The sequence below is a fragment of the Mesorhizobium ventifaucium genome, assembly GCF_935822925.1.
Lineage (GTDB): Bacteria > Pseudomonadota > Alphaproteobacteria > Rhizobiales > Rhizobiaceae > Mesorhizobium > Mesorhizobium ventifaucium.
Window position 1 is genome coordinate 526,868 of record NZ_CAKXZS010000023.1, and the last position, 20,516, is coordinate 547,383.

Here is a 20,516-nt window from a genome sequence, read left to right on the forward strand (position 1 = left end):
TTCATCCGGGGATCTGTTTTCGGGTCGGCCGGTTCACAATGATCAGGCCGGCTGCGATGAGGCCGAGTGCCAGGAAAATACGAATGGTCAGCGGCTCGTTCAAGAAGATGGCACCGCACAGCACGCCGAACACCGGCGACAGGAAGGTGAAGCTCGACAGGCCCGATGCCGGATAGCGCCGCAGCAGCCAGAACCACAGTACATAGGTGAAGGCGACGATGTAGACCGCCTGGAAAAGCAAGGCCAAGGTCGGTAAAGCGGCGAAGTCGCGGACGGGCGAACCGGCGAAAGGCAGCACCAAGGCGCCGACCATCGCAGCGCCGGCCAGTTGATAGAGCAGCAATTTCTCGGCGCTGGTTTCCGCCAATTTCGTCCGCTTGATGACGATGTAGGTCAAGGCCCACAGAATGCCGGCGCCGAGACTGAGCAGATCACCAATCAGGGTCGCGCCGTTATCGGCGCTCAACTGGTCGGAGAACACCGCGACCAGGCCGGCGAAAGCGAGCAGAAGGCCGACGAGCCGGCGCGCGGTGATGCGTTCGTTCAGCAGGAAATGCCCGCCGACCAGCACCCAGAACGGCATGGTGTTGACCAGCAAGGTGTTGCGCGCGACGGTCGTCTGTTCGAGCCCGACATAGAGAAACAGGAACTCGAGACCAAAGAGCGCGCCCGCCAGAATGCCGGCGACAAGGGTTCCGTCGCGGGTGAAAAGCACAATGCCGCGCCAGCGGCACCAGACGAAAACGCACAGCCCGCCAATGACCGACCGCGCGATCGACAGGAAAACAGGATCATAGCCGGCATAGGAGATCTTGGCGGCGACGTAGTTCAGCCCCCAGGAAAAGGTCAGCCCCAACATGATGGCGGCGGCCGCCATGTCGACCCTGTCGCGCCGGTCAAGCGTATCGGTGGCGATACCCACCGGCCCTAGTCCTCCGCGCTGGCGTCGTCGAAGCCGATCAGGTTCCAGCTCTGGCGCATATGCGGCGGCATCGGTGCGGTGACGTCGATAAAACCCTTGTCGGGATGCGGGATGACGATGCGGCGCGCGTGCAGATGCAGGCGGTTCTGCATGCCGCCGGGAAAATCCCAATTGGTGTCGGCCTCGAAATATTTGGGGTCACCGATGATCGGGCAGCCGATGTGAGCGGCATGGACGCGAAGCTGGTGGGTACGGCCGGTATAAGGCTCCATCTCCAGCCAGGACAGGGTCTGCGCCGCCTGCTCGACGATCCGGTAATAAGACACCGCGTGGTCGGCGCCCTTTTCGCCATGCTTGGCGACGCGCACGCGGTCGCCGTCGGGCGTCGGCTCCTTGATCAGCCAAGTCGAGATCTTGTCCTCGCGCTTCGGTGGCATTCCCTTGACCAGCGCCCAATAGGTCTTCTTGGTCTCACGCGCCCGGAACGCCTCGGCAAGCTTCATGGCGGCGAGCCTGGTGCGGGCGACGACCAGCACGCCTGACGTGTCGCGGTCGAGCCGGTGCACCAGACGCGGTTTCTCGCCCTTCTGGCTGCGCCAGGCTTCCAGCATGTCATCGACATTGCGGGTGACACCTGAGCCACCCTGGACGGCGAGGCCGGCCGGCTTGTTGAAGACAAACACTTTTGGATCTTCATGGATCAGCATCTTGGCCAGAACGTCGGCGTCGCCCTGGTTGCGGATCGAGTGGCCGGTGAGCGGGCTCTCGCCCTTCTTGTCGACTTCGAGCGGTGGGATGCGAACCGTCTGGCCCGGCTCGACGCGGGTATCGGCCTTCACCCTGCCGCCATCGACACGGATCTGGCCGGAGCGCAGCAGTTTTTGCAGATGGCCGAAGCCAAGACCCGGAAAATGGGTCTTGAACCAGCGGTCGAGCCGCATGCCCGCCTCGCCGGCCTCCACCGTGATCTGTTCTACGCCTGCCATTGTCTCGTTTTTACCCGTTTCCAGCGCATGACCTGAACTCGATTTTCGGAAAGGGTCATGCGCAAAATCAAAAAGCTACAGCGTCCTTTGCGCGTCCTAAGGGACACGCGGTGCTGTAAGCGGGGGCAATAGCATTAAGGCAGGCTTCTTGCGAGCCAAAGACCCAGAAACAGGGCAATGATCGCGCCAATGAGGCTGGCAAGGGCATATCCGAACGCCGGCAGCGTCGCGCCACGCTCCCACAGTGTCGCGAAGTCGAGCGAAAAGGCGGAGAAGGTGGTGAAGCCGCCGAGGATGCCGGTGGCGACGAACAGCCGAAGCTCGTTCGATCCGCCGTAGCGCCGCGCCAGGGTCGTGACGAACAGACCCATGGCAAAAGAGCCGACAATGTTGATCGCCATGGTGCCCCAGGGAAAACTCGGGCCGACAAGGCGCAGCGCAACGAAATTGACGATGTGGCGCAGCCCCGCACCAATAGCGCCGCCCGCGGCAACGAGGAGGAGATTTATCATCGCCGTTTACTGGCCTTGTCGGGCACCCCGGTCAATCCCTGCCCCTTGCGCTCGGCGGAAGCACAATTGTCGAACGGGCCCTTTGCCGAACCGGCCGAGTGAAGCGAGCTCATCTGTCCCGCTCGCCGCGCAGCTTCGCCCAATAGTCGAGCCGTTTCCTGATATCACGCTCGAAACCCCGCTCCGGCGGATCATAGAATGTGCGGCGGCCCATCTTTTCCGGAAAATAATCCTGTCCGGAAAAAGCGTCCGGCTCGTCGTGGTCGTAACGGTAGCCCGCGCCGTAATCTTCTTCTTTCATCAGCTTGGTCGGCGCGTTGAGGATATGTTTGGGCGGCAGTAGCGAGCCGAACTCCTTCGCCGCCTGAGTGGCGGCCTTGAAGGCGGTGTAGACGGCGTTGGATTTGGGCGCGCTGGCGAGATAAACCGCGGCCTCGGCGAAGGCGAGCTCGCCCTCTGGCGAGCCCAAATAGTCGTAGGCATCCTTGGCGGCATTGGCGACGACCAGCGCCTGCGGGTCGGCCAGCCCGATATCCTCCATCGCCATGCGTACCAGGCGGCGGCCGAGATAGAGCGGATCCTCGCCGGCGTCAAACATGCGGGCGAGATAATAGAGGGCGGCATCGGGATCGGAGCCGCGCACCGATTTGTGCAGCGCCGAGATCAGATTGTAGTGGCCGTCCTGGCCCTTGTCGTAGATCGGCGCGCGGCGCTGGACGATGCGCTGCAGGCCCTCGGCGCCGAACACCTCGCCTGACTTGGCGGCGCGCCAGACCTCTTCCGCCAGCGTCAGGGCAGCACGGCCATCGCCATCGCTCATGCGCACGAGCATCGCCCTCGCCTCCTCGTCGAGCGGCAGCGCCCTGCCCTCGGTCTCTTCGGCACGGGCCAGCAGTTTTGCGATGCTGTCCTCACCGAGCGAATGGAAAACGAGCACGCGGGCGCGGGATAGAAGCGCGGCATTCAGCTCGAAGGAGGGGTTTTCGGTGGTGGCGCCAACCAGCACGACAGTGCCGTCTTCCATCACAGGCAGAAAACTGTCCTGCTGGGCCCGGTTGAAGCGATGGATCTCGTCGACGAAGAGCAGCGTCTGACGGCCCTTGGTGCGGCGCAGCTTGGCCGCCTCAAACACTTTCTTCAGGTCGGCGACTCCGGAAAACACCGCCGATATCTGTTGGAACGCAAGGCTGGTTTCGCCGGCAAGCAGTCGCGCGACGGTGGTCTTGCCCGTCCCGGGCGGCCCCCAGAAGATCATCGAGCCGAGCGAGCCGGAGCCGATCAGCCGCGTCAGTGCGCCGTCGGGTCCGGTCAGATGCTCCTGGCCGACGACCTCGCTGAGGTTCTGCGGGCGCAGTCGGTCGGCCAGCGGCCTGCCGGGCGGCGCCTTTTCCGGTTCATCGACACTGAACAGATCGGCCATGCACTTCTTTTCGTTGGAGCGCGATCTCGTCCGAAGGATCGACGCTCGGGCTCAGTAACGCAACACCTGGCGCAGTATCTGCCCGTCGCGCTCGACGGTAAAGCGCCACCAGCGCGTCTCCTGCATGGCTGCCTGTTCCAGGGTCGCGGCGGTATCGATCGTCAAGCCGTTGACCTCGCGAACGATGTCGCCCGGCTGGAAGCCGAAACCGGCTGCGGGCGAACCGCGATTGATGTCGATCACCGTAACACCCTTGACGTCCGTGCGCATGCCGAGCCGCTGGGCGAGCCGCGGCGACAGTTCCGCAACCTTGGCACCGGAGAACGGGCTGCGACCGCGCAGCGTCACTTCCGCAAGTTTTGCACCTTCCGGCGCACGCTCCAGCGCGATGTCCATCGCCGCTTGCTGGCCTTTGCTCAGAACGGCGAAGCTGGCATTGGTGCCAATCGACAGCGTCGCCATCCGGTAATCCAGCGCCTCGATACTCTCGACAGGCGTGCCATTGAGCGACAGCACGACGTCGCCGGCCTTGAGCCCCGCCTTGGCCGCCGGCCCTGCTTCGTCGACGGACGAAACCAGCGCCCCGGTCGGCGTCTCGAGACCAAGCGATTCGGCGATTTGCGGCGTCACGCGCTCGAATTCGGCGCCTATATACGGCCGCTCGAAGAAGTCACGCCCGGCCTTGGCCGCATCGGCAAAAGCGCGAACCATGTTGGAGGGAATAGCAAAGCCGATGCCGATCGAGCCGCCGCTGCGGCTGTAGATCGCCGTGTTGATGCCGACCAACTGGCCACCCATGTTGATCAGCGCACCGCCGGAATTGCCGGGGTTGATCGCTGCGTCGGTCTGGATGAAGAAACTGGAGTCGGAAACGCCGATGTGGCTGCGGGCAAGCGCCGAAACGATGCCGCTGGTGGTGGTCTGGCCGACACCGAAGGGGTTGCCGATGGCCAACAACAGGTCGCCAACCTCGAGCGCGTCGGAATCGCCGATGGCGACGACCGGAAATGGCTTGTCGGCGGAGATCTTGAGCACAGCGAGGTCAAGCGTCTCGTCCTTGAGCAGCACCTTGCTGTCGAATTCACGCCCGTCCGCGGTGGCGACCTTGACCTGATCGGCGTCCTTGATGACGTGGAAATTGGTGACCACTACGCCTGTCGGGTCGACCAGCACGCCGGAGCCGAGCGAAGACTGCGCACGCGGCTGCGAACGGCCAAAGAACTCTTCGAAGAACGGATCGCCGTCGAAGGGCGACCTCAGCCTGGCCGTTTGCGAGGCATAGACATTGACCACGGCCGGCGCCGTCTGCTTGACCAGCGGCGCAAATGACAGTTGCATCTCCTCGCGGCCGAACGGCACGCGCTTGTCTGGACCGGAGGTGGCATTTTCGCCTTCGGCGCCGCGCAACATGTCGGTCAGCACGTCGGACAGACCGGGATCGGCCTTGTCGTCCTGAGCCAGCGCCTGCCTGGCGACCGGCACGACTGCCGCCGCCATCAAGGCGCAGAGTAGAACAAGGGACATTCGTTTTACGCGCATTCCGAATCCTCCGGGTCGGGGCGCCATTGTCCCGACGATTGTGCAAAATGAAAGGCTAAGTCGATGTAATCGAATTATTCTCGAGGAAACGACATGAGCTTAAGTCAAGACAGTCGCCGCAATGCTCCCTACCGCTTCCAGAATGCATAAAAGGGCCCGCAGGCCCTTTTGAACTCTTTCAGGATAAACCGAAGCTTATGCGGCTGCGGCTTCCTCGTCGGTGCTTTCTGCCTCGATGCGGGCACGGTCGCCGGCGCCCTTGGCCGAGGTGTCGCGATCGACGAACTCGATGACCGCCATTGCGGCGTTGTCGCCGTGGCGGAAGCCCGCCTTCATGATGCGCAGATAGCCGCCGTTGCGGGTGGCGTAGCGCGGCGCGATCGTGTCAAACAGGCGCTTGACGACGCCTTCATTGCCGATCTGGGCAATCACCTGGCGGCGGGCATGCAGGTCGCCGCGCTTACCGAGCGTTACCAACTTCTCGACGATCGGGCGCAGATCCTTCGCCTTCGGCAAGGTGGTGAGGATCTGCTCATGCTCGATGAGCGATACGGCAAGGTTGGCAAACATCGACTTGCGATGGCTTATGCTGCGGGCGAAGCGGCGGCCTTTAAATCCGTGGCGCATGGCTCTTCTCCTTCATTCCGGGTTCAGAGGCCACAGCCTCAGTTGGTTAGCCGCATGATCTTATCCGAAAAGTCTGCAACTTTTCGGGATCAAGCTTAGTATTGATCTTCGTAACGCTTGGCGAGGTCTTCGATGTTTTCCGGCGGCCAATCCGGCACTTCCATGCCGAGGTGCAGGCCCATCGCCGCCAGGACTTCCTTGATCTCGTTCAGCGACTTGCGGCCGAAGTTCGGGGTGCGCAGCATCTCGGCTTCGGTCTTCTGGATCAGGTCGCCGATATAGACGATGTTGTCGTTCTTCAGGCAGTTGGCCGAACGCACCGAAAGCTCAAGCTCGTCGACCTTCTTGAGCAGCGCCGGGTTGAAGGCAAGCTCGGTCACCTGTTCGGCGGCGACTTCCTTCTGCGGCTCGTCGAAATTGACGAACAGGCCAAGCTGGTCCTGCAAGATGCGGGCGGCGAAAGCCACCGCGTCCTCGCCCGAGATCGAACCGTCGGTGTCGATCGTCATGGTCAGCTTGTCATAGTCGAGAACCTGGCCCTCGCGGGTGTTCTCGACCTTGTAGGAGACCTTCTTGACCGGCGAGTAGAGGCTGTCGACCGGAATGAGGCCGATCGGCGCGTCTTCGGCGCGATTGCGGTCGGCCGGCACGTAGCCCTTGCCGGTATCGACGGTGAACTCCATGCGGATTTCAGCGCCTTCGTCCAGCGTGCAAATGACGTGGTCGGGATTGAGGATCTCGACGTCGCCGACCGTCTGGATGTCGCCGGCGAGAACAGCGCCCGGTCCCTGCTTGCGCACAACCATGCGCTTGGGGCCGTCGCCTTCCATGCGGATGGCGATTTCCTTGATGTTCAAGACGATGTCGGTCACGTCCTCGCGCACGCCGGCGATCGACGAGAATTCATGCAGAACGCCGTCGATCTGCACGGCGGTCACAGCCGCACCACGCAGCGAAGACAGAAGCACGCGACGCAGCGCGTTGCCGAGGGTCAGGCCGAAGCCGCGCTCGAGCGGCTCGGCGACCAGCGTGGTCAGCGTCTTCTTCTTCGAAGAGAACTCGATCTTGTTCGGCTTGATCAGTTCCTGCCAATTTTTCTGGATCATGATGCTTTCCTTCCGTTGACCCGCCACCATCCAATCGTGGCGGGCGACCTGGAATGCCGTGGAGGAACGCTCCTGGCGTTCGCGCGGCGTTCGGTATTCTCTAGACGCGGCGCTTCTTGCGCGGGCGGCAGCCATTGTGCGGGATCGGCGTCACATCACGGATCGAGGTGATGGTGAAGCCGGCTGCCTGCAATGCGCGCAGCGCCGATTCACGACCGGAGCCGGGTCCGCAGACCTCGACCTCAAGCATGCGCATGCCGTGTTCCTGGGCCTTCTTGGCAACGTCCTCGGCAGCCATCTGGGCAGCGAACGGGGTCGACTTGCGAGATCCCTTGAAGCCCTGGGCTCCCGCCGACGACCAGGCAATCGAATTGCCCTGCGCGTCGGTGATGGTGATCATCGTGTTGTTGAAGGTCGAGTTGACGTGGGCGACGCCCGACGAGATATTCTTGCGTTCGCGACGGCGAACACGTGTGGCTTCCTTGGCCATGATGGTCCTTTCAGTTGATCTCTACACCGCCGTAATGCCAGCGGCTCCACCTTCGTAAGGGAGTAGGGGAATAGGGCAGTAAGGGAGTATGTTAGTACGGCGCGGTCGTCCGCGACCAAACATACTGCCCTACTGCCCTACTCCCATATTCCCCTAAATTACTTCTTCTTGCCGGCGATCGACTTGGCCGGGCCCTTGCGGGTGCGCGCATTGGTATGCGTGCGCTGGCCGCGAACCGGCAGCGAGCGGCGATGACGCAGGCCGCGATAGCAGCCGAGGTCCATGAGCCGCTTGATGTTCATCGACACTTCGCGGCGCAGATCGCCCTCGACCTGGTAGTCACGGTCGATCGTCTCGCGGATCTGCAGCACTTCCGCATCGGTCAGCTGGTTGACGCGGCGCTCGGCCGGGATGCCGACCTTGTCGACGATCTCCTGGGCGAAGCTTTTGCCAATGCCGTGAATGTACTGAAGCGCAATGACGACGCGCTTGTTGGTCGGAATGTTGACGCCGGCTATACGAGCCATGTTCTTCTCTTCTCCATGTGGGCCGGACAAGCCGGCGCTATCAAAGTTGCCCCGCGTCCGGTGGAGGCCGGCCCATGCGGGAGTTTCCAGTTCAAAGCGGCTGCCTTGCCCTTGCGGGCAAGCAAGCCTCATGCCTGATAGGAAGACGGGCCGCCATACCCCAGCGAACCGCTCCAGTCAAGCGTAATCGTTTATTTTCCGTACGCAGACCCTTGGGCCGCCACTGGGGTCGCAGCCGTGAGCACCGCTTCGATCTGCCGCGTCACCGCATCGATGTCGGCCATGCCGTCGACACCTCTGAGCTTGCCCTTGGCATAGTAGTAGCCGATCAGTGGCGACGTCTTCTTGTAGTACTCCTTCAGGCGCTCTTCGAACACCGCCGGATTGTCGTCCTTTCGCACCGGCAGACCCGCGGCCTTGGCCTCTTCGGCGCGCTTGCCGATTCGACCAACCAGCGCCTTGTCGTCGACGACAAGTTCGATGACGGCGTCGAGAGTGAGGCCGCGAGCCGAGAGCATCGATTCAACCGCGTCTGCCTGCACCAGGGTTCGCGGGTATCCGTCAAGGATGAATCCCCCGGCGCAATCGGCCTGATCGATGCGCTCGGCAACAATGGCGTTGACGATGGCGTCGGAAACCAGTTCGCCAGCATCCATCACCGCCTTGGCCCGCTTGCCGACTTCGGTGCCGGCCTGGACAGCAGCGCGCAGCATATCGCCCGTGGAGAGTTGGGGTATGCCGTATTTTTCTACCAGTCTTTGTGCTTGTGTCCCCTTGCCCGCCCCTGGCGGCCCAAGCAATATCAACCTCATCTGGCCTTCTTCCCCCCGCGCAGCTTCGACTTCTTGATCAGGCCCTCATACTGGTGCGCGATCAGGTGGCCCTGAATCTGCGCCACCGTGTCGAGCGTTACACTGACCACGATCAGAAGCGATGTGCCACCGAGGTAGAATGGTACGCCAGTCGCTGAAATCAGGAACTCGGGCAGCAGACACACCAGCACCAGATAAATGGCGCCGACGACGGTGATGCGGGTGAGAACATAGTCGATATAATCGGCGGTGCGCTCGCCCGGACGGTAGCCCGGAATGAAACCCGAATGCTTCTTGAGCTGGTCGGCGGTGTCCTTCGGGTTGAAGACGATCGCCGTATAGAAGAAGGCGAAAAACACGATCATCGCCGCATAGAACGCCATGTAGAGCGGCTGGCCATGGCCGAGTGCCGCCAGGACAGTGCTGGCCCAGGCTGGCATGTTGGTCGTCTGCGAGAAGCCGGCGACCGTTGCCGGCAGCAACAGCAGCGAAGAGGCGAAGATCGGCGGAATGACGCCGGCCGTGTTGAGCTTGAGCGGCAGGTGCGAGGTGTCGCCCTGGAACATGCGGTTGCCGACCTGGCGCTTTGGATACTGGATCAGCAAGCGCCGCTGGGCGCGCTCGAAGAACACAATCAGCGCGATAACGACGACGGCGAGAACGATGATCGCCAGGATCAGGCCGGTCGACAGCGCGCCGGTGCGGCCAAGTTCCAGCGTACCGGAGATGGCTTGCGGCAGGCCGGCGACGATGCCGGCAAAGATGATCAGCGAAATGCCGTTGCCGATGCCGCGGGCGGTGATCTGCTCGCCGAGCCACATCAGGAACATGGTGCCGCCGACCAGCGTGATGACGGTCGAGATGCGGAAGAACATGCCGGGATCGCTGACGATGCCGTTGCCGCCTTCCAGTCCGACCGCAATGCCGTAGGCCTGGACCAGCGCCAAAAGCACGGTGCCGTAGCGGGTATACTGGTTGATGACCTTGCGGCCCTGCTCGCCTTCCTTCTTCAGCGCCTCCAGTGTCGGGATGACGGAGGTCATCAGCTGCATGATGATGGAAGCGGAGATATAGGGCATGATGCCGAGCGCAAAGATCGCCATGCGCTCGACGGCGCCACCGGCGAACATGTTGAACATGCCAAGCACGCCCTTGCTTTGCGACGAGAAGGCCTGGGCGAAAGCGTCGGGATTGATGCCGGGCAGCGGGATATAGGTGCCGAGGCGGTAGACGAGCAGCGCGCCAACGGTGAACCAGATGCGCTTCTTCAGATCCTCCGCCTTGGCGAAGGCCGAGAAATTCAGATTCGAGGCTAGTTGTTCAGCAGCCGAAGCCATGCCTGATTCTCCGCTTGGTCACGCTCGATGGCCCGCAACTCAGGCGGCGCGTGTCACCGAAGCTCACGAGATAAGCTCCGGACTGCAAACATGCAAGCGGCCGCGTTGACGCGGCCGCAATATTGAGCGGATCAAAGCGCAATCGAAAGCGAAAGGTGTCCCACTCTATGTGTTCCACTCTGGCGATCGCGCTTCAAATCGCCGTTACTCGGCTGCTGCCTTTTCCGGCAGCTTCACCGAACCGCCGGCCTTTTCGATCTTCTCGATGGCAGCCTTGGAGGCGCCGGCCACGTCGAAGGTAAGCTTCGACTTGATCTCGCCGTCGGAGAGGATGCGCACGCCGTCCTTGACGCGGCGGATGACGCCGGCCGCGACCAGCGCTTCGGCGGTCACGATCGTCTTGGCGTCGAGCTTCTTGGCATCGAGCGCGGCCTGGATGCGGGCCAGCGACACGACGGTAAAGCTCTTGGCGAAGATGTTGTTGAAGCCACGCTTCGGCAAGCGCCGGTAGAGCGGCATCTGGCCACCCTCGAATCCATTGACGGCGACGCCGGAGCGCGCCTTCTGGCCCTTGACGCCGCGACCGGCGGTCTTGCCCGAGCCGGAACCGATGCCGCGGCCGAGACGCTTCCTGGAATGCGTCGCGCCGTCCTTGTCACGCAGATCGTTGAGTTTCATCTGAGTTCTCCTGCGCTCTGGTTCAGCCCTCGTCCACAACGCGGACGAGATGCTGGACGGCAGCGATCATGCCGCGCACGGAGGGGGTGTCCTCCAGCGTGCGCTGCTTGTGCATCTTGTTGAGGCCGAGGCCGACCAGCGTCGCGCGCTGCTCCTTCGGCCGGCGGATCGGCGAACCTATCTGCTCGACGGTGACGGTCTTGGTTGCTTTCTTGGCCATGGTCAAAATCCCTGGTCAGCGCGACTATTCTTCGGCCGCAACGGCGGTGCCGCGGCGGGCCTGAAGGGTCGAATACTTGATGCCGCGCGCGGCAGCCACATCCTTGGGATGCATCTGGCTCTTCAGCGCGTCGAAGGTGGCGCGAACCATGTTGTACGGGTTCGACGAACCCATCGACTTGGCGACCACGTCATGCATGCCGAGCGTCTCGAAGACGGCGCGCATCGGGCCGCCGGCGATGATGCCGGTACCCTGCTTGGCAGCGCGCAGCAGAACGCGTCCGGCACCCCAGCGTCCTTCGACGTCGTGATGCAGCGTACGGCCCGAGCGCAGCGGCACGAAGATCATGTCGCGCTTGGCCGATTCGGTCGCCTTGCGGATCGCCTCTGGCACTTCGCGCGCCTTGCCGTGACCGAAGCCGACGCGGCCCTTCTGGTCGCCGACGACGACGAGTGCTGCAAAGCCGAAGCGCCGGCCGCCCTTGACGACCTTGGCGACGCGGTTGATGTGGACGAGCTTGTCCACCATGCCGTCGTCGCGCTCTTCGCGATCACGGCCGCGGCCGCCATCCCTACGTTCCTGTGCCATATCCTGTTCCTTGTTTTTTTCCGGAAGCACGGTTGATGATGATATCCGGCACCTCTGTGGGTTGCCGGGAGCGAAACGTTTTAGAAACTCAAGCCACCTTCACGGGCGGCCTCGGCCAGCGCCTTGACGCGGCCGTGGTAGATGTACGGTCCGCGGTCGAAGACGACTTCCTTGACGCCGGCCTTCGAAGCGCGCTCGGCAATCAGCTTGCCGATTGCCACAGCGGCGGCAGTGTCGGCACCGGTCTTGAGCGAACCCTTGATGTCCTTCTCCAGCGTCGAGGCGGCAGCGATGGTGTGGCCCTTGGCGTCGTCGATGACCTGGACGTAGATGTTCTTCGACGTGCGGTGGACCGACAGACGCGGACGCTCGCCGGCGACCTTCTTGATCTGGCGGCGGACGCGCTGAGCGCGGCGTTGAGTGGATTCTTTCGAGCCCATGAGTATCAGTTCCTTGCCTTCAAAAAACGGGGGCAACCCTGTGCGGTAGGACAAGCCTCCCGCGACCGCTCCCCGCGGCGTTGATTTGCAGTGAATGGTGAATGGAAAGATAGTGAAAGGTAGAAACCAAGTGCCAGCCGGCCCCTGCTCTATCCTACTGCCATTTTACCATTCACCATTCACTATTGACGCAATTACTTCTTCTTGCCTTCCTTGCGGACGATCTTCTCGCCAGCGTAACGAACGCCCTTGCCCTTGTACGGCTCAGGACCGCGATATTCGCGGATCTCGGCAGCAACCTGACCGACCTTCTGCTTGTCGATGCCGGTCACGGTGATTTCCGTCGGCTTCGGCACGGTGATCGTGATGTCCTGCGGCGTTTCGTAGACGACGTCATGGCTGAAGCCGAGCGCCAGCTGCAGGTTCTTGCCCTGCATGGCGGCGCGATAGCCGACGCCGGTGATCTCGAGCCTCTTTTCGAAACCGTCCTTGACGCCCTGCAGGATGTTGACGATCTGCGTGCGGGACATGCCCCATTTGGAACGGGCGGTCTTGGTCTGGTCGCGTGGCTGGACAGCGATCTCGCTGCCTTCCATCTTGACCAGTACTTCGTCGTTGACCACGAACTTCAGCTCACCCTTGGGGCCCTTCGCCGTGACGGTCTGGCCGTCGACGGTCGCGGTCACGCCCTGCGGCAGCGAAACGGGTTTCTTTCCAATACGAGACATTTTGTTGTCCTCGTCACTTCTCTTGTTTCAGGTCTCTGTTTCGAGCGTGATCTTGTCCGAAGCCGGGTTCCACTTTTCACTGCGTGGTTCGGTTCGGGATCGCGCTCCAGATCAGAAGATCTGGCAGAGGATTTCCCCGCCGACATTCTGTTCACGCGCTTCGTGGTCGGCCATCACGCCCTTCGGCGTCGAAAGGATGGCGATGCCGAGGCCGTTGGCGACGTGCGGGATCGACTTCGCCGAAACGTAGACACGACGGCCCGGCTTCGAGACGCGGGCGATTTCGCGCACGACCGGCGCACCGTCGAAATACTTTAGCTCGATTTCGATTTCGGACTTGCCGTTGTCGAAGTCGGTCTGGCTGTAGTCGCGGATGTAGCCTTCCGCCTTCAGCACGTCGAGGACGCGGGTACGCAGGCGCGAGGCCGGCGTCGAAACGCTCGACTTCTTGCGGCCATAGGCGTTGCGGATGCGGGTCAGCATATCGCCGAGAGGATCGCTCAATGACATGTTATGTCCTCCTTACCAGCTCGACTTGACCAGGCCCGGGATCTGGCCGTTGTTGCCGAGATCACGAAGCGCGATGCGCGATACTTTGAGCTTGCGATAGTAGGCACGCGGACGTCCGGTGACTTCGCAGCGGTTGCGGATGCGGATCTTGGCCGAGTTGCGCGGCAGTGCCGCAAGCTTCAGCTGAGCGCGGAAGCGCTCTTCCATCGGCTTGGACTGATCCATGACGATCGCCTTGAGGACCTTACGCTTGGCAGCGTACTGGTCCACAAGCTTGCGGCGCCTGTTGTTCTTCTCGACTGAGCTGGTCTTTGCCATTTCAGATTTTTCCTTTTCTCGCTGCCGTTACTGGCGGAAGGGGAAGTTGAAGGCCTTGAGCAATGCCCTGGCTTCGTCGTCCGTCTTCGCAGTCGTACAAACGATGACGTCCATGCCCCAGATCTGATCAACCTTGTCGTAGTTGATCTCCGGGAACACGATGTGTTCCTTGATGCCCATGGCATAGTTGCCACGGCCATCGAAGCTCTTCGGATTGAGCCCGCGGAAGTCGCGGACGCGCGGCAGCGCGATGTTCACGAGGCGGTCGAGGAACTCGTACATGCGTTCCTTGCGCAGCGTGACCTTGGCGCCGATCGGCATCTTTTCGCGGACCTTGAAGCCGGCGATCGAGTTGCGCGCGTGGGTGACGACGGCCTTCTGGCCGGCGATCAGCGCAAGATCCTCCGCCGCGATCGAAGGCTTCTTCGAATCGCCGGTCGCCTCGCCGACGCCCATGTTCAGCACGATCTTGTCGATGCGCGGAACCTGCATCTCGTTCTCGTAGCCGAACTGCTCCTGCAGCGCCTTGCGGATGGTCTCGTTGTAGACCTGCTTGAGGCGCGGCGTGTTCTGGGCAGTCGCCTGCTTGGTTTGAGCCTTAGCCATTGATGACTTCTCCCGAGCGCTTGGCGACGCGCACCTTCTTGCCGTCCTTCTGGAAGATGAAGCCGACACGGGTCGGCTTGCCATCCTTGGGGTCTGCCAGCGCGATGTTCGACAGCTGGATCGGCGCTTCCTTGGTGATGATCCCGCCCTCTTGGGACTGGGACTGCTTCTGGTGACGACGGATCATGTTGACGCCGCGCACCAGCGCGGTGTCTTCCTTCGGCTGTACCGAGAGGACTTCGCCCGAACGGCCCTTGTCCTTGCCGGCCAGCACGACGACCTTGTCGCCTTTTCTAATCTTCTGCATTGGTCCGGCTCCTTACAGCACTTCAGGCGCGAGCGAGATGATCTTCATGTGGTTCTTGGCGCGGAGTTCGCGCGGAACCGGCCCGAAGATACGCGTGCCGATCGGCTCTTTCTTGTTGTCGACGAGAACGGCCGCGTTCTTGTCGAAACGGATCACGCTGCCGTCCGGGCGGCGGATGTCCTTGGCCGTGCGAACCACGACCGCCTTCATCACATCGCCCTTCTTGACGCGGCCGCGCGGGATGGCTTCCTTGATCGACACCACGATGATGTCGCCCACGGAAGCGTATTTCCGCTTCGAGCCGCCCAGCACCTTGATGCACATGACACGACGGGCGCCGGAATTATCCGCGACGTCGAGGTTTGTTTGCATCTGAATCATGACTGGCCGCCTTCTTCTCTTCTAACGGGACGGGCTCAAAGCCCCTCCCCGGTCTGTTCAAAATTCGTTGTTTACGCCTGGTCCGAAGACACGACGGTCCAGCGCTTGTCCTTGGAGATCGGCTTCGATTCCTGGATGAACACCTGATCGCCGACCTTGTGGGCATTGTTCTCGTCGTGCGCCTTGTACTTCTTGGTCATGCGCACGGTCTTCTTCATCACGGGATGCGTGAAGCGCCGTTCGACCTTGACGACAACCGTCTTCTCGTTTTTGTCGCTGACGACGGTGCCCTGCAGAATGCGCTTTGGCATGGTTTTCGTCCTTAAGCCTTCTTAGCCGCGGACTTTTCCGCAGCGATGGTCTTGATACGCGCAATGTCCTTGCGGACCTGCCTCACGCGCGCGGTCTTCTCGAGCTGGCCGGTGGCCTTCTGGAAGCGCAGGTTGAACTGCTCCTTCTTCAGGCTGGCCAATTCGTCGGTCAGCTGGTCCTGGGTCTTGGTCCGGATGTCTTCGGCTTTCATGATCAGCCCGTCCTTATTCTGCGATGCGCTGTACGAAGCGCGTCCTGACCGAGAGCTTGGCCGCGCCGAGACGCAGCGCCTCACGGGCGGTTTCCTCATTGACGCCGTCGATCTCGAACATGATGCGGCCAGGCTTGACGCGCGCCGCCCAGTAATCGACCGCGCCCTTGCCCTTGCCCATGCGGACTTCGGTCGGCTTCGACGTCACCGGCACGTCCGGGAAGATACGGATCCAGACGCGGCCGGCGCGCTTCATCTCGCGGGTGATCGCGCGGCGGGCCGCCTCGATCTCACGCGCGGTGACGCGGTTCGGCTCAAGCGCCTTCAGCCCGAAACCGCCGAAATCCAGATTGGTGCCACCCTTGGCGGCACCGTGGATACGACCCTTGAACTGCTTGCGGAACTTTGTGCGCTTTGGCTGCAGCATCGTTCTAACTCCAAATTCTCAACTGTCTCAGGCGTTTTCGCGACGGCGACCGCGTTCGCGCTCACCACCACCGCCATGCGCATGATCGCCCTCGGTGGCGCGGCGCTCCGAAGCCATCGGGTCGTGCTCGAGGATTTCGCCCTTGAACACCCAGACCTTGACGCCGCAGATGCCGTAGGCGGTGTGTGCTTCGGCCGTGCCGTAGTCGACGTCGGCGCGCAGCGTATGCAGCGGCACGCGACCTTCGCGATACCATTCCATGCGCGCGATCTCGGCGCCGCCAAGACGGCCGGCGCAGTTGATGCGGATGCCTTCGGCACCGAGGCGCATCGCCGACTGCACGGCGCGCTTCATGGCGCGGCGGAACGCGATGCGGCGCTCGAGCTGCTGCGCGATCGACTGGGCGACCAGCGTCGCGTCGATCTCGGGCTTACGCACTTCGACGATGTTCAAATGCGTCTCGGACTTCGTCATCTCCATCAGCTTCTTGCGAAGCTTCTCGATGTCGGCGCCCTTCTTGCCGATGATCAGGCCCGGACGCGCCGCGTGGATGGTGACGCGGCACTTCTTGTGCGGACGCTCGATCACGACCTTCGAAATCGCGGCCTGCTTGAGTTCCTTCTCAAGATACTTGCGGATCTTGATGTCCTCATGCAGCAGCTTGCCGTACTCGCCGGTGTTGGCGAACCAGCGCGAATCCCAGGTGCGGTTGATGCCGAGACGCAGACCGATAGGATTGATTTTCTGGCCCATTATGCGGCCTCCACTTTTTCTTCGACTTCACGAACGACGATCGTGAGGTGCGAGAACGGCTTCTCGATACGGCTGGCGCGGCCACGGCCACGGGCATGGAACCGCTTCATGACGATCGACTTGCCGACATAGGCTTCCGCCACGATCAGAGCATCGACGTCGAGGTCGTGGTTGTTTTCCGCGTTAGCGATCGCCGATTCCAGCGTCTTCTTGACCGTGCCGGAAATCCGCTTGGCCGAGAATTCGAGATCGGAAAGCGCTGTCGCGACCTTCTTGCCGCGGATCAGCGCGGCAACCAGGTTCAGCTTCTGCGGGCTGATACGAATCGTGCGCAACACGGCGCGCGCTTCGTTGTCAGCAAGCCTGCGCGGAGCTTTGGCCTTGCCCATGATTATTTCCTCTTCGCCTTCTTATCCGCGCCATGACCGTAATAGGTCCGGGTCGGAGCGAATTCACCGAACTTGTGGCCGACCATGTCCTCGTTCACCGAAACGGGAACGTGCTTCTGGCCGTTGTAGACACCGAAGGTGAAGCCGACGAACTGCGGCAGGATGGTGGAGCGACGGCTCCACATCTTGATCACCTCATTGCGACCACCTTCACGAACCTTGTCCACCTTCTTGAGAAGGTAGCCGTCGATGAAAGGGCCTTTCCAAATCGAACGAGTCACTTGGCGTTACCTCTTCTTAGCTCTTGCGCTGATGGCGCGAGCGCAGGATGAACTTGTCGGTCGCCTTATTGGACCGCGTCTTCTTGCCCTTGGTCGGCTTGCCCCAAGGCGAAACCGGATGGCGGCCACCCGAGGTGCGGCCTTCGCCGCCGCCGTGCGGATGGTCGACCGGGTTCATGGTCACGCCGCGGTTGTGCGGACGTTTTCCCCGCCACACCGTGCGGCCTGCCTTGCCGTCATTAATGTTGCCGTGGTCCGGGTTGGACACGGCGCCGACGGTGGCCATGCACGAGCCGTGGACGACACGCTGCTCGCCTGAGTTCAGGCGCAGGATCGCCATGCCCTGGTCACGGCCGACGAGCTGGGCATAACCGCCAGCCGAACGGGCAACCTGGGCGCCCTTGCCCGGCTTCAGCTCGATGTTGTGGACGATCGTGCCGACCGGCATCGAGGCCAGCGGCATCGCATTGCCCGGCTTCACGTCGACCGCTTCGCCGGCCACGATCTTGTCGCCGGCAGCAAGGCGCTGCGGGGCGATGATGTAGGACAGCTCGCCATCGTCATACTTGATCAGCGCGATGAAGGCGCTGCGGTTCGGATCGTATTCGATACGCTCGACCGTGCCGACAACGTCGAACTTGCGGCGCTTGAAGTCGATGATGCGGTACGTACGCTTGTGACCGCCGCCGATGAAGCGGGCCGTGATGCGGCCGTAATTGTTGCGGCCGCCCGACTTGGTCAGGCCTTCGGTCAAGCCCTTGACGGGCTTGCCCTTGTAGAGGCCCGAGCGGTCGACGATGACTAGCTGGCGGGTGCTCGGCGTTATCGGGTTGAATTTTTTCAGTGCCATGTCCGTTGTCCTCGCCGTCTTGCTCAGAGACCCGTCGCGACGTCGATCGACTGGCCGTCGGCCAGCGTCACAATCGCCTTCTTGACGTCGCTCTGGCGGCCGATCGTGCCGCGGAAGCGCTTGATCTTGCCCTTGCGAACAAGCGTGTTCACGGCCATCACCTTGACGCCGAACAGCGCTTCGACGGCAGCCTTAATTTCCGGCTTCGACGCCTTCTTGGCGACATTGAAGACGATCTGGTTTTGCTCGGAAGCCATGGTCGACTTTTCGGTGATCGCCGGCGAGACGATCACGTCGTAGTGACGAAGGTCGGTCATTTGAAGCGCTCCTCGAGAGCCTCGACGGCGGCCTTCGAAAGGACCAGCGTGCCGCGGCGCAGAATGTCGTAGACGTTGATGCCCTGGATGGGCAGCACGTCGATGTTCGGGATGTTCGTCGCCGCCAGCTTGAAATTCTTGTCGAGCTCGGCGCCGCCGATCAGCAGGGCGTTGGACAGGCCCAGCGTCGCGAAATTCGCGATCAGCGCCTTGGTCTTGGCCTCGGTCAGCATCAGCTCATCGATGATGATGAGCGAGGCGCTCTTGGCCTTGGCCGAGAGAGCATGCTTGAGGCCCAGCGCACGCACCTTCTTCGGCAAATCGTGCTCGTGGCTGCGGACGACCGGGCCGTGGGCCTTGCCGCCGCCGCGGAACTGCGGAGCGCGCGCCGAATGGTGGCGGGCGCGGCCCGTACCCTTCTGCTTGTACATCTTGGCGCCGGTGCGGGCGATCTCGGCGCGACCCTTGGTCTTGTGCGTGCCCTGCTGCTTCTTGGCAAGCTGCCAGCGCACGACGCGCTGCAGGATGTCCTCGCGCGGATCAAGGCCGAAAATCTCCTCGGAGAGTTTCACCTTGCCGGCGTCCTTGCCGCCAAGCGTTGTGATCTTGAGGTCCATTATTCCGCTCCCTCTGTGGCCGGGGCATCGTTCTTGGCGCCATCACTGGTTGCAATGGCGCGGATTGCGGCGGGCTTCGGCGCATTGGCCGGCAGCGCAACCTTGGCCGCGTCACGGACCAGGATCCAGGCGCCCTTCGAACCGGGAACCGCGCCGCGGATCAGGATCAGACCGCGATGGGCGTCGGTCGAGACGACCTCGACATTCTGCGTGGTGACGCGGGTGTCACCCATGTGGCCGGCCATGTGCTTGCCCTTGAACACCTTGCCCGGGTCCTGGCGCTGGCCGGTCGAGCCGTGCGTACGGTGCGAGACCGAGTTGCCGTGGGTCGCGCGGCCACCGCCCATGTGGTGCCGCTTGATGACGCCCTGGAAACCCTTGCCGATCGTGGTTCCCGTCACATCGACCTTCTGGCCGACGACGAAATGATCGACGGTGATCTCGGCGCCGACATCGATCATGTTGTCGGCGGAGACGCGGAACTCGGCAACCTTGGCCTTCGGCTCGACGGAAGCGGTTGCGAAATGGCCGCGCATCGCCTTCGACGTGTTCTTCACCTTGGCAAGGCCAACGCCGAGCTGGACGGCGGTATAGCCGTTCTTCTCCTGCGTGCGCTGCGCCACGACCTGGCAGTTCTCCATCTGGAGAACGGTGACGGGAACATGTTCCCCGGCATCGTTGTAGATGCGGGTCATTCCCACCTTCTTTGCAATCACACCTGAACGCATCGGTTCATTCCTTTAGAGTTCCCTGTCGGGGCTGTCGCCCCTCCACGCCTCTTGTTCCTTCAGAGTTCCCTGTCGGGGCTGTCGCCCCTCCACGCCTCTTGTTCCTTCAGAGTTCCGGGTCGCCCCGCCGCTCTGGTTCCTTAGAGCTTGATCTCGACGTCGACACCGGCGGCAAGATCGAGCTTCATCAAAGCGTCGACCGTCTGCGGGGTCGGATCGACGATGTCGAGCAGACGCTTGTGCGTGCGCATCTCGAACTGCTCGCGGCTCTTCTTGTCGACGTGAGGCGACCGGTTGACCGTGAACTTTTCGATCCGCGTCGGCAGCGGAATGGGGCCGCGGACGTTGGCGCCGGTGCGCTTGGCCGTCGACACGATTTCCCGCGTCGAGGCGTCAAGCACCCGGTGATCAAACGCCTTCAGGCGGATGCGGATATTCTGTCCGTTCATGCGTCACTTCCTTGTTCTGGCGCGGCGCGGGCAGCGCCCGCGACAGATCGGTTTAAGTCCAAATTACTCTTTGATGGTGACTACGATGCCGGCACCGACGGTGCGGCCGCCTTCACGGATGGCGAAGC

The 20,516-nt window shown here is 62.3% G+C and carries 32 protein-coding genes; all 32 read right to left on the reverse strand.

The genetic code is table 11. The features are described 5' to 3' along the window. Window position 1: 1 nt before the first annotated feature. The gene (locus tag NMG70_RS20535) at window positions 2–877 is read right to left on the reverse strand and encodes a DMT family transporter (RefSeq protein ID WP_254026254.1); all 876 of its coding nucleotides are present in this window, start codon (window positions 875–877) and stop codon (window positions 2–4) included. A 50-nt stretch (window positions 878–927) separates the two neighbouring features. Then, window positions 928–1,908 (reverse strand): RluA family pseudouridine synthase, encoded by a 981-nt coding sequence (locus NMG70_RS20540; protein WP_254026214.1) that lies wholly within the window; start codon window positions 1,906–1,908, stop codon window positions 928–930. A 134-nt stretch (window positions 1,909–2,042) separates the two neighbouring features. After that, a complete protein-coding gene (gene crcB, locus NMG70_RS20545) occupies window positions 2,043–2,420 on the reverse strand; it encodes a fluoride efflux transporter CrcB (protein ID WP_254026215.1) in 378 nt (125 codons plus the stop codon). Between the two features lie 109 nt (window positions 2,421–2,529). After that, window positions 2,530–3,840: a replication-associated recombination protein A gene (locus NMG70_RS20550; RefSeq protein WP_254026216.1), complete on the reverse strand. Its 1,311-nt coding sequence runs from the start codon at window positions 3,838–3,840 to the stop codon at window positions 2,530–2,532. Between the two features lie 51 nt (window positions 3,841–3,891). Beyond that, complete coding sequence (locus NMG70_RS20555; RefSeq protein WP_254026217.1) at window positions 3,892–5,379, reverse strand: DegQ family serine endoprotease; 1,488 nt, start codon at window positions 5,377–5,379, stop codon at window positions 3,892–3,894. Between the two features lie 195 nt (window positions 5,380–5,574). Then, window positions 5,575–6,006 (reverse strand): 50S ribosomal protein L17, encoded by a 432-nt coding sequence (rplQ, locus tag NMG70_RS20560; RefSeq protein WP_254026218.1) that lies wholly within the window; start codon window positions 6,004–6,006, stop codon window positions 5,575–5,577. A 95-nt stretch (window positions 6,007–6,101) separates the two neighbouring features. Continuing rightward, window positions 6,102–7,112 (reverse strand): DNA-directed RNA polymerase subunit alpha, encoded by a 1,011-nt coding sequence (locus tag NMG70_RS20565; protein WP_023799278.1) that lies wholly within the window; start codon window positions 7,110–7,112, stop codon window positions 6,102–6,104. A 100-nt stretch (window positions 7,113–7,212) separates the two neighbouring features. Next, the gene (gene rpsK, locus NMG70_RS20570; RefSeq protein WP_023799279.1) at window positions 7,213–7,602 is read right to left on the reverse strand and encodes a 30S ribosomal protein S11; all 390 of its coding nucleotides are present in this window, start codon (window positions 7,600–7,602) and stop codon (window positions 7,213–7,215) included. A gap of 158 nt (window positions 7,603–7,760) precedes the next feature. After that, entirely contained in the window at window positions 7,761–8,129 is a 369-nt protein-coding gene (gene rpsM / locus NMG70_RS20575; RefSeq protein WP_023799280.1) for a 30S ribosomal protein S13, read from the reverse strand. Window positions 8,130–8,320: 191 nt separating this feature from the next. Then, complete coding sequence (locus NMG70_RS20580; protein ID WP_254026219.1) at window positions 8,321–8,941, reverse strand: adenylate kinase; 621 nt, start codon at window positions 8,939–8,941, stop codon at window positions 8,321–8,323. Next, window positions 8,938–10,278 (reverse strand): preprotein translocase subunit SecY, encoded by a 1,341-nt coding sequence (gene secY, locus NMG70_RS20585; RefSeq protein ID WP_254026220.1) that lies wholly within the window; start codon window positions 10,276–10,278, stop codon window positions 8,938–8,940. Before secY ends, NMG70_RS20580 begins: the two co-directional genes overlap by 4 nt. Window positions 10,279–10,482: 204 nt before the next feature. Beyond that, window positions 10,483–10,956: a 50S ribosomal protein L15 gene (gene rplO / locus NMG70_RS20590; protein WP_254026221.1), complete on the reverse strand. Its 474-nt coding sequence runs from the start codon at window positions 10,954–10,956 to the stop codon at window positions 10,483–10,485. A gap of 22 nt (window positions 10,957–10,978) precedes the next feature. After that, a complete protein-coding gene (rpmD, locus tag NMG70_RS20595; RefSeq protein ID WP_023736690.1) occupies window positions 10,979–11,176 on the reverse strand; it encodes a 50S ribosomal protein L30 in 198 nt (65 codons plus the stop codon). Window positions 11,177–11,200: 24 nt separating this feature from the next. Further along, window positions 11,201–11,764 (reverse strand): 30S ribosomal protein S5, encoded by a 564-nt coding sequence (gene rpsE / locus NMG70_RS20600; protein ID WP_006333394.1) that lies wholly within the window; start codon window positions 11,762–11,764, stop codon window positions 11,201–11,203. An 80-nt stretch (window positions 11,765–11,844) separates the two neighbouring features. Beyond that, entirely contained in the window at window positions 11,845–12,204 is a 360-nt protein-coding gene (gene rplR / locus NMG70_RS20605) for a 50S ribosomal protein L18 (protein ID WP_254026222.1), read from the reverse strand. 194 nt (window positions 12,205–12,398) lie between these two features. Beyond that, a complete protein-coding gene (gene rplF, locus NMG70_RS20610; RefSeq protein ID WP_254026223.1) occupies window positions 12,399–12,932 on the reverse strand; it encodes a 50S ribosomal protein L6 in 534 nt (177 codons plus the stop codon). 111 nt (window positions 12,933–13,043) lie between these two features. Continuing rightward, the gene (rpsH, locus tag NMG70_RS20615; protein WP_006205453.1) at window positions 13,044–13,442 is read right to left on the reverse strand and encodes a 30S ribosomal protein S8; all 399 of its coding nucleotides are present in this window, start codon (window positions 13,440–13,442) and stop codon (window positions 13,044–13,046) included. A gap of 12 nt (window positions 13,443–13,454) precedes the next feature. Beyond that, window positions 13,455–13,760, reverse strand: a complete 306-nt coding sequence (rpsN, locus tag NMG70_RS20620) for a 30S ribosomal protein S14 (protein ID WP_254026224.1) — start codon at window positions 13,758–13,760, stop codon at window positions 13,455–13,457. 27 nt (window positions 13,761–13,787) lie between these two features. Next, window positions 13,788–14,366 carry a 50S ribosomal protein L5 gene (gene rplE / locus NMG70_RS20625; RefSeq protein ID WP_023799287.1) on the reverse strand — a complete coding sequence of 193 codons (579 nt, stop codon included), beginning with the start codon at window positions 14,364–14,366 and terminating at the stop codon, window positions 13,788–13,790. Next, window positions 14,359–14,673, reverse strand: a complete 315-nt coding sequence (gene rplX, locus NMG70_RS20630; RefSeq protein WP_013531428.1) for a 50S ribosomal protein L24 — start codon at window positions 14,671–14,673, stop codon at window positions 14,359–14,361. The genes rplE and rplX overlap by 8 nt, the downstream gene beginning before the upstream one ends. A 12-nt stretch (window positions 14,674–14,685) precedes the next feature. After that, window positions 14,686–15,054: a 50S ribosomal protein L14 gene (gene rplN, locus NMG70_RS20635; RefSeq protein WP_006205457.1), complete on the reverse strand. Its 369-nt coding sequence runs from the start codon at window positions 15,052–15,054 to the stop codon at window positions 14,686–14,688. Window positions 15,055–15,125: 71 nt separating this feature from the next. Beyond that, window positions 15,126–15,365, reverse strand: a complete 240-nt coding sequence (gene rpsQ, locus NMG70_RS20640; RefSeq protein ID WP_023799288.1) for a 30S ribosomal protein S17 — start codon at window positions 15,363–15,365, stop codon at window positions 15,126–15,128. Between the two features lie 11 nt (window positions 15,366–15,376). Beyond that, a complete protein-coding gene (gene rpmC, locus NMG70_RS20645) occupies window positions 15,377–15,577 on the reverse strand; it encodes a 50S ribosomal protein L29 (RefSeq protein WP_023799289.1) in 201 nt (66 codons plus the stop codon). Window positions 15,578–15,590: 13 nt separating this feature from the next. Further along, entirely contained in the window at window positions 15,591–16,004 is a 414-nt protein-coding gene (gene rplP, locus NMG70_RS20650; RefSeq protein WP_023799290.1) for a 50S ribosomal protein L16, read from the reverse strand. 27 nt (window positions 16,005–16,031) lie between these two features. Next, window positions 16,032–16,757, reverse strand: coding sequence for a 30S ribosomal protein S3 (rpsC, locus tag NMG70_RS20655; RefSeq protein WP_077377560.1), 726 nt, complete (start codon window positions 16,755–16,757; stop codon window positions 16,032–16,034). After that, window positions 16,757–17,146, reverse strand: coding sequence for a 50S ribosomal protein L22 (rplV, locus tag NMG70_RS20660; protein ID WP_023799292.1), 390 nt, complete (start codon window positions 17,144–17,146; stop codon window positions 16,757–16,759). Before rplV ends, rpsC begins: the two co-directional genes overlap by 1 nt. A 2-nt stretch (window positions 17,147–17,148) precedes the next feature. Further along, window positions 17,149–17,427, reverse strand: coding sequence for a 30S ribosomal protein S19 (rpsS, locus tag NMG70_RS20665; RefSeq protein WP_006205463.1), 279 nt, complete (start codon window positions 17,425–17,427; stop codon window positions 17,149–17,151). Window positions 17,428–17,443: 16 nt separating this feature from the next. Then, window positions 17,444–18,277 (reverse strand): 50S ribosomal protein L2, encoded by an 834-nt coding sequence (gene rplB / locus NMG70_RS20670; protein ID WP_095488566.1) that lies wholly within the window; start codon window positions 18,275–18,277, stop codon window positions 17,444–17,446. A gap of 23 nt (window positions 18,278–18,300) precedes the next feature. Next, window positions 18,301–18,594, reverse strand: a complete 294-nt coding sequence (locus NMG70_RS20675) for a 50S ribosomal protein L23 (protein WP_254026225.1) — start codon at window positions 18,592–18,594, stop codon at window positions 18,301–18,303. Beyond that, window positions 18,591–19,211: a 50S ribosomal protein L4 gene (gene rplD, locus NMG70_RS20680; protein ID WP_027154042.1), complete on the reverse strand. Its 621-nt coding sequence runs from the start codon at window positions 19,209–19,211 to the stop codon at window positions 18,591–18,593. The genes NMG70_RS20675 and rplD overlap by 4 nt, the downstream gene beginning before the upstream one ends. After that, on the reverse strand, window positions 19,211–19,939 hold the full coding sequence (gene rplC, locus NMG70_RS20685) for a 50S ribosomal protein L3 (protein WP_254026226.1): 729 nt from the start codon (window positions 19,937–19,939) through the stop codon (window positions 19,211–19,213). Before rplC ends, rplD begins: the two co-directional genes overlap by 1 nt. A 140-nt stretch (window positions 19,940–20,079) precedes the next feature. Beyond that, window positions 20,080–20,388, reverse strand: coding sequence for a 30S ribosomal protein S10 (gene rpsJ / locus NMG70_RS20690; protein ID WP_006205468.1), 309 nt, complete (start codon window positions 20,386–20,388; stop codon window positions 20,080–20,082). Between the last annotated feature and the right edge of the window lie 128 nt (window positions 20,389–20,516).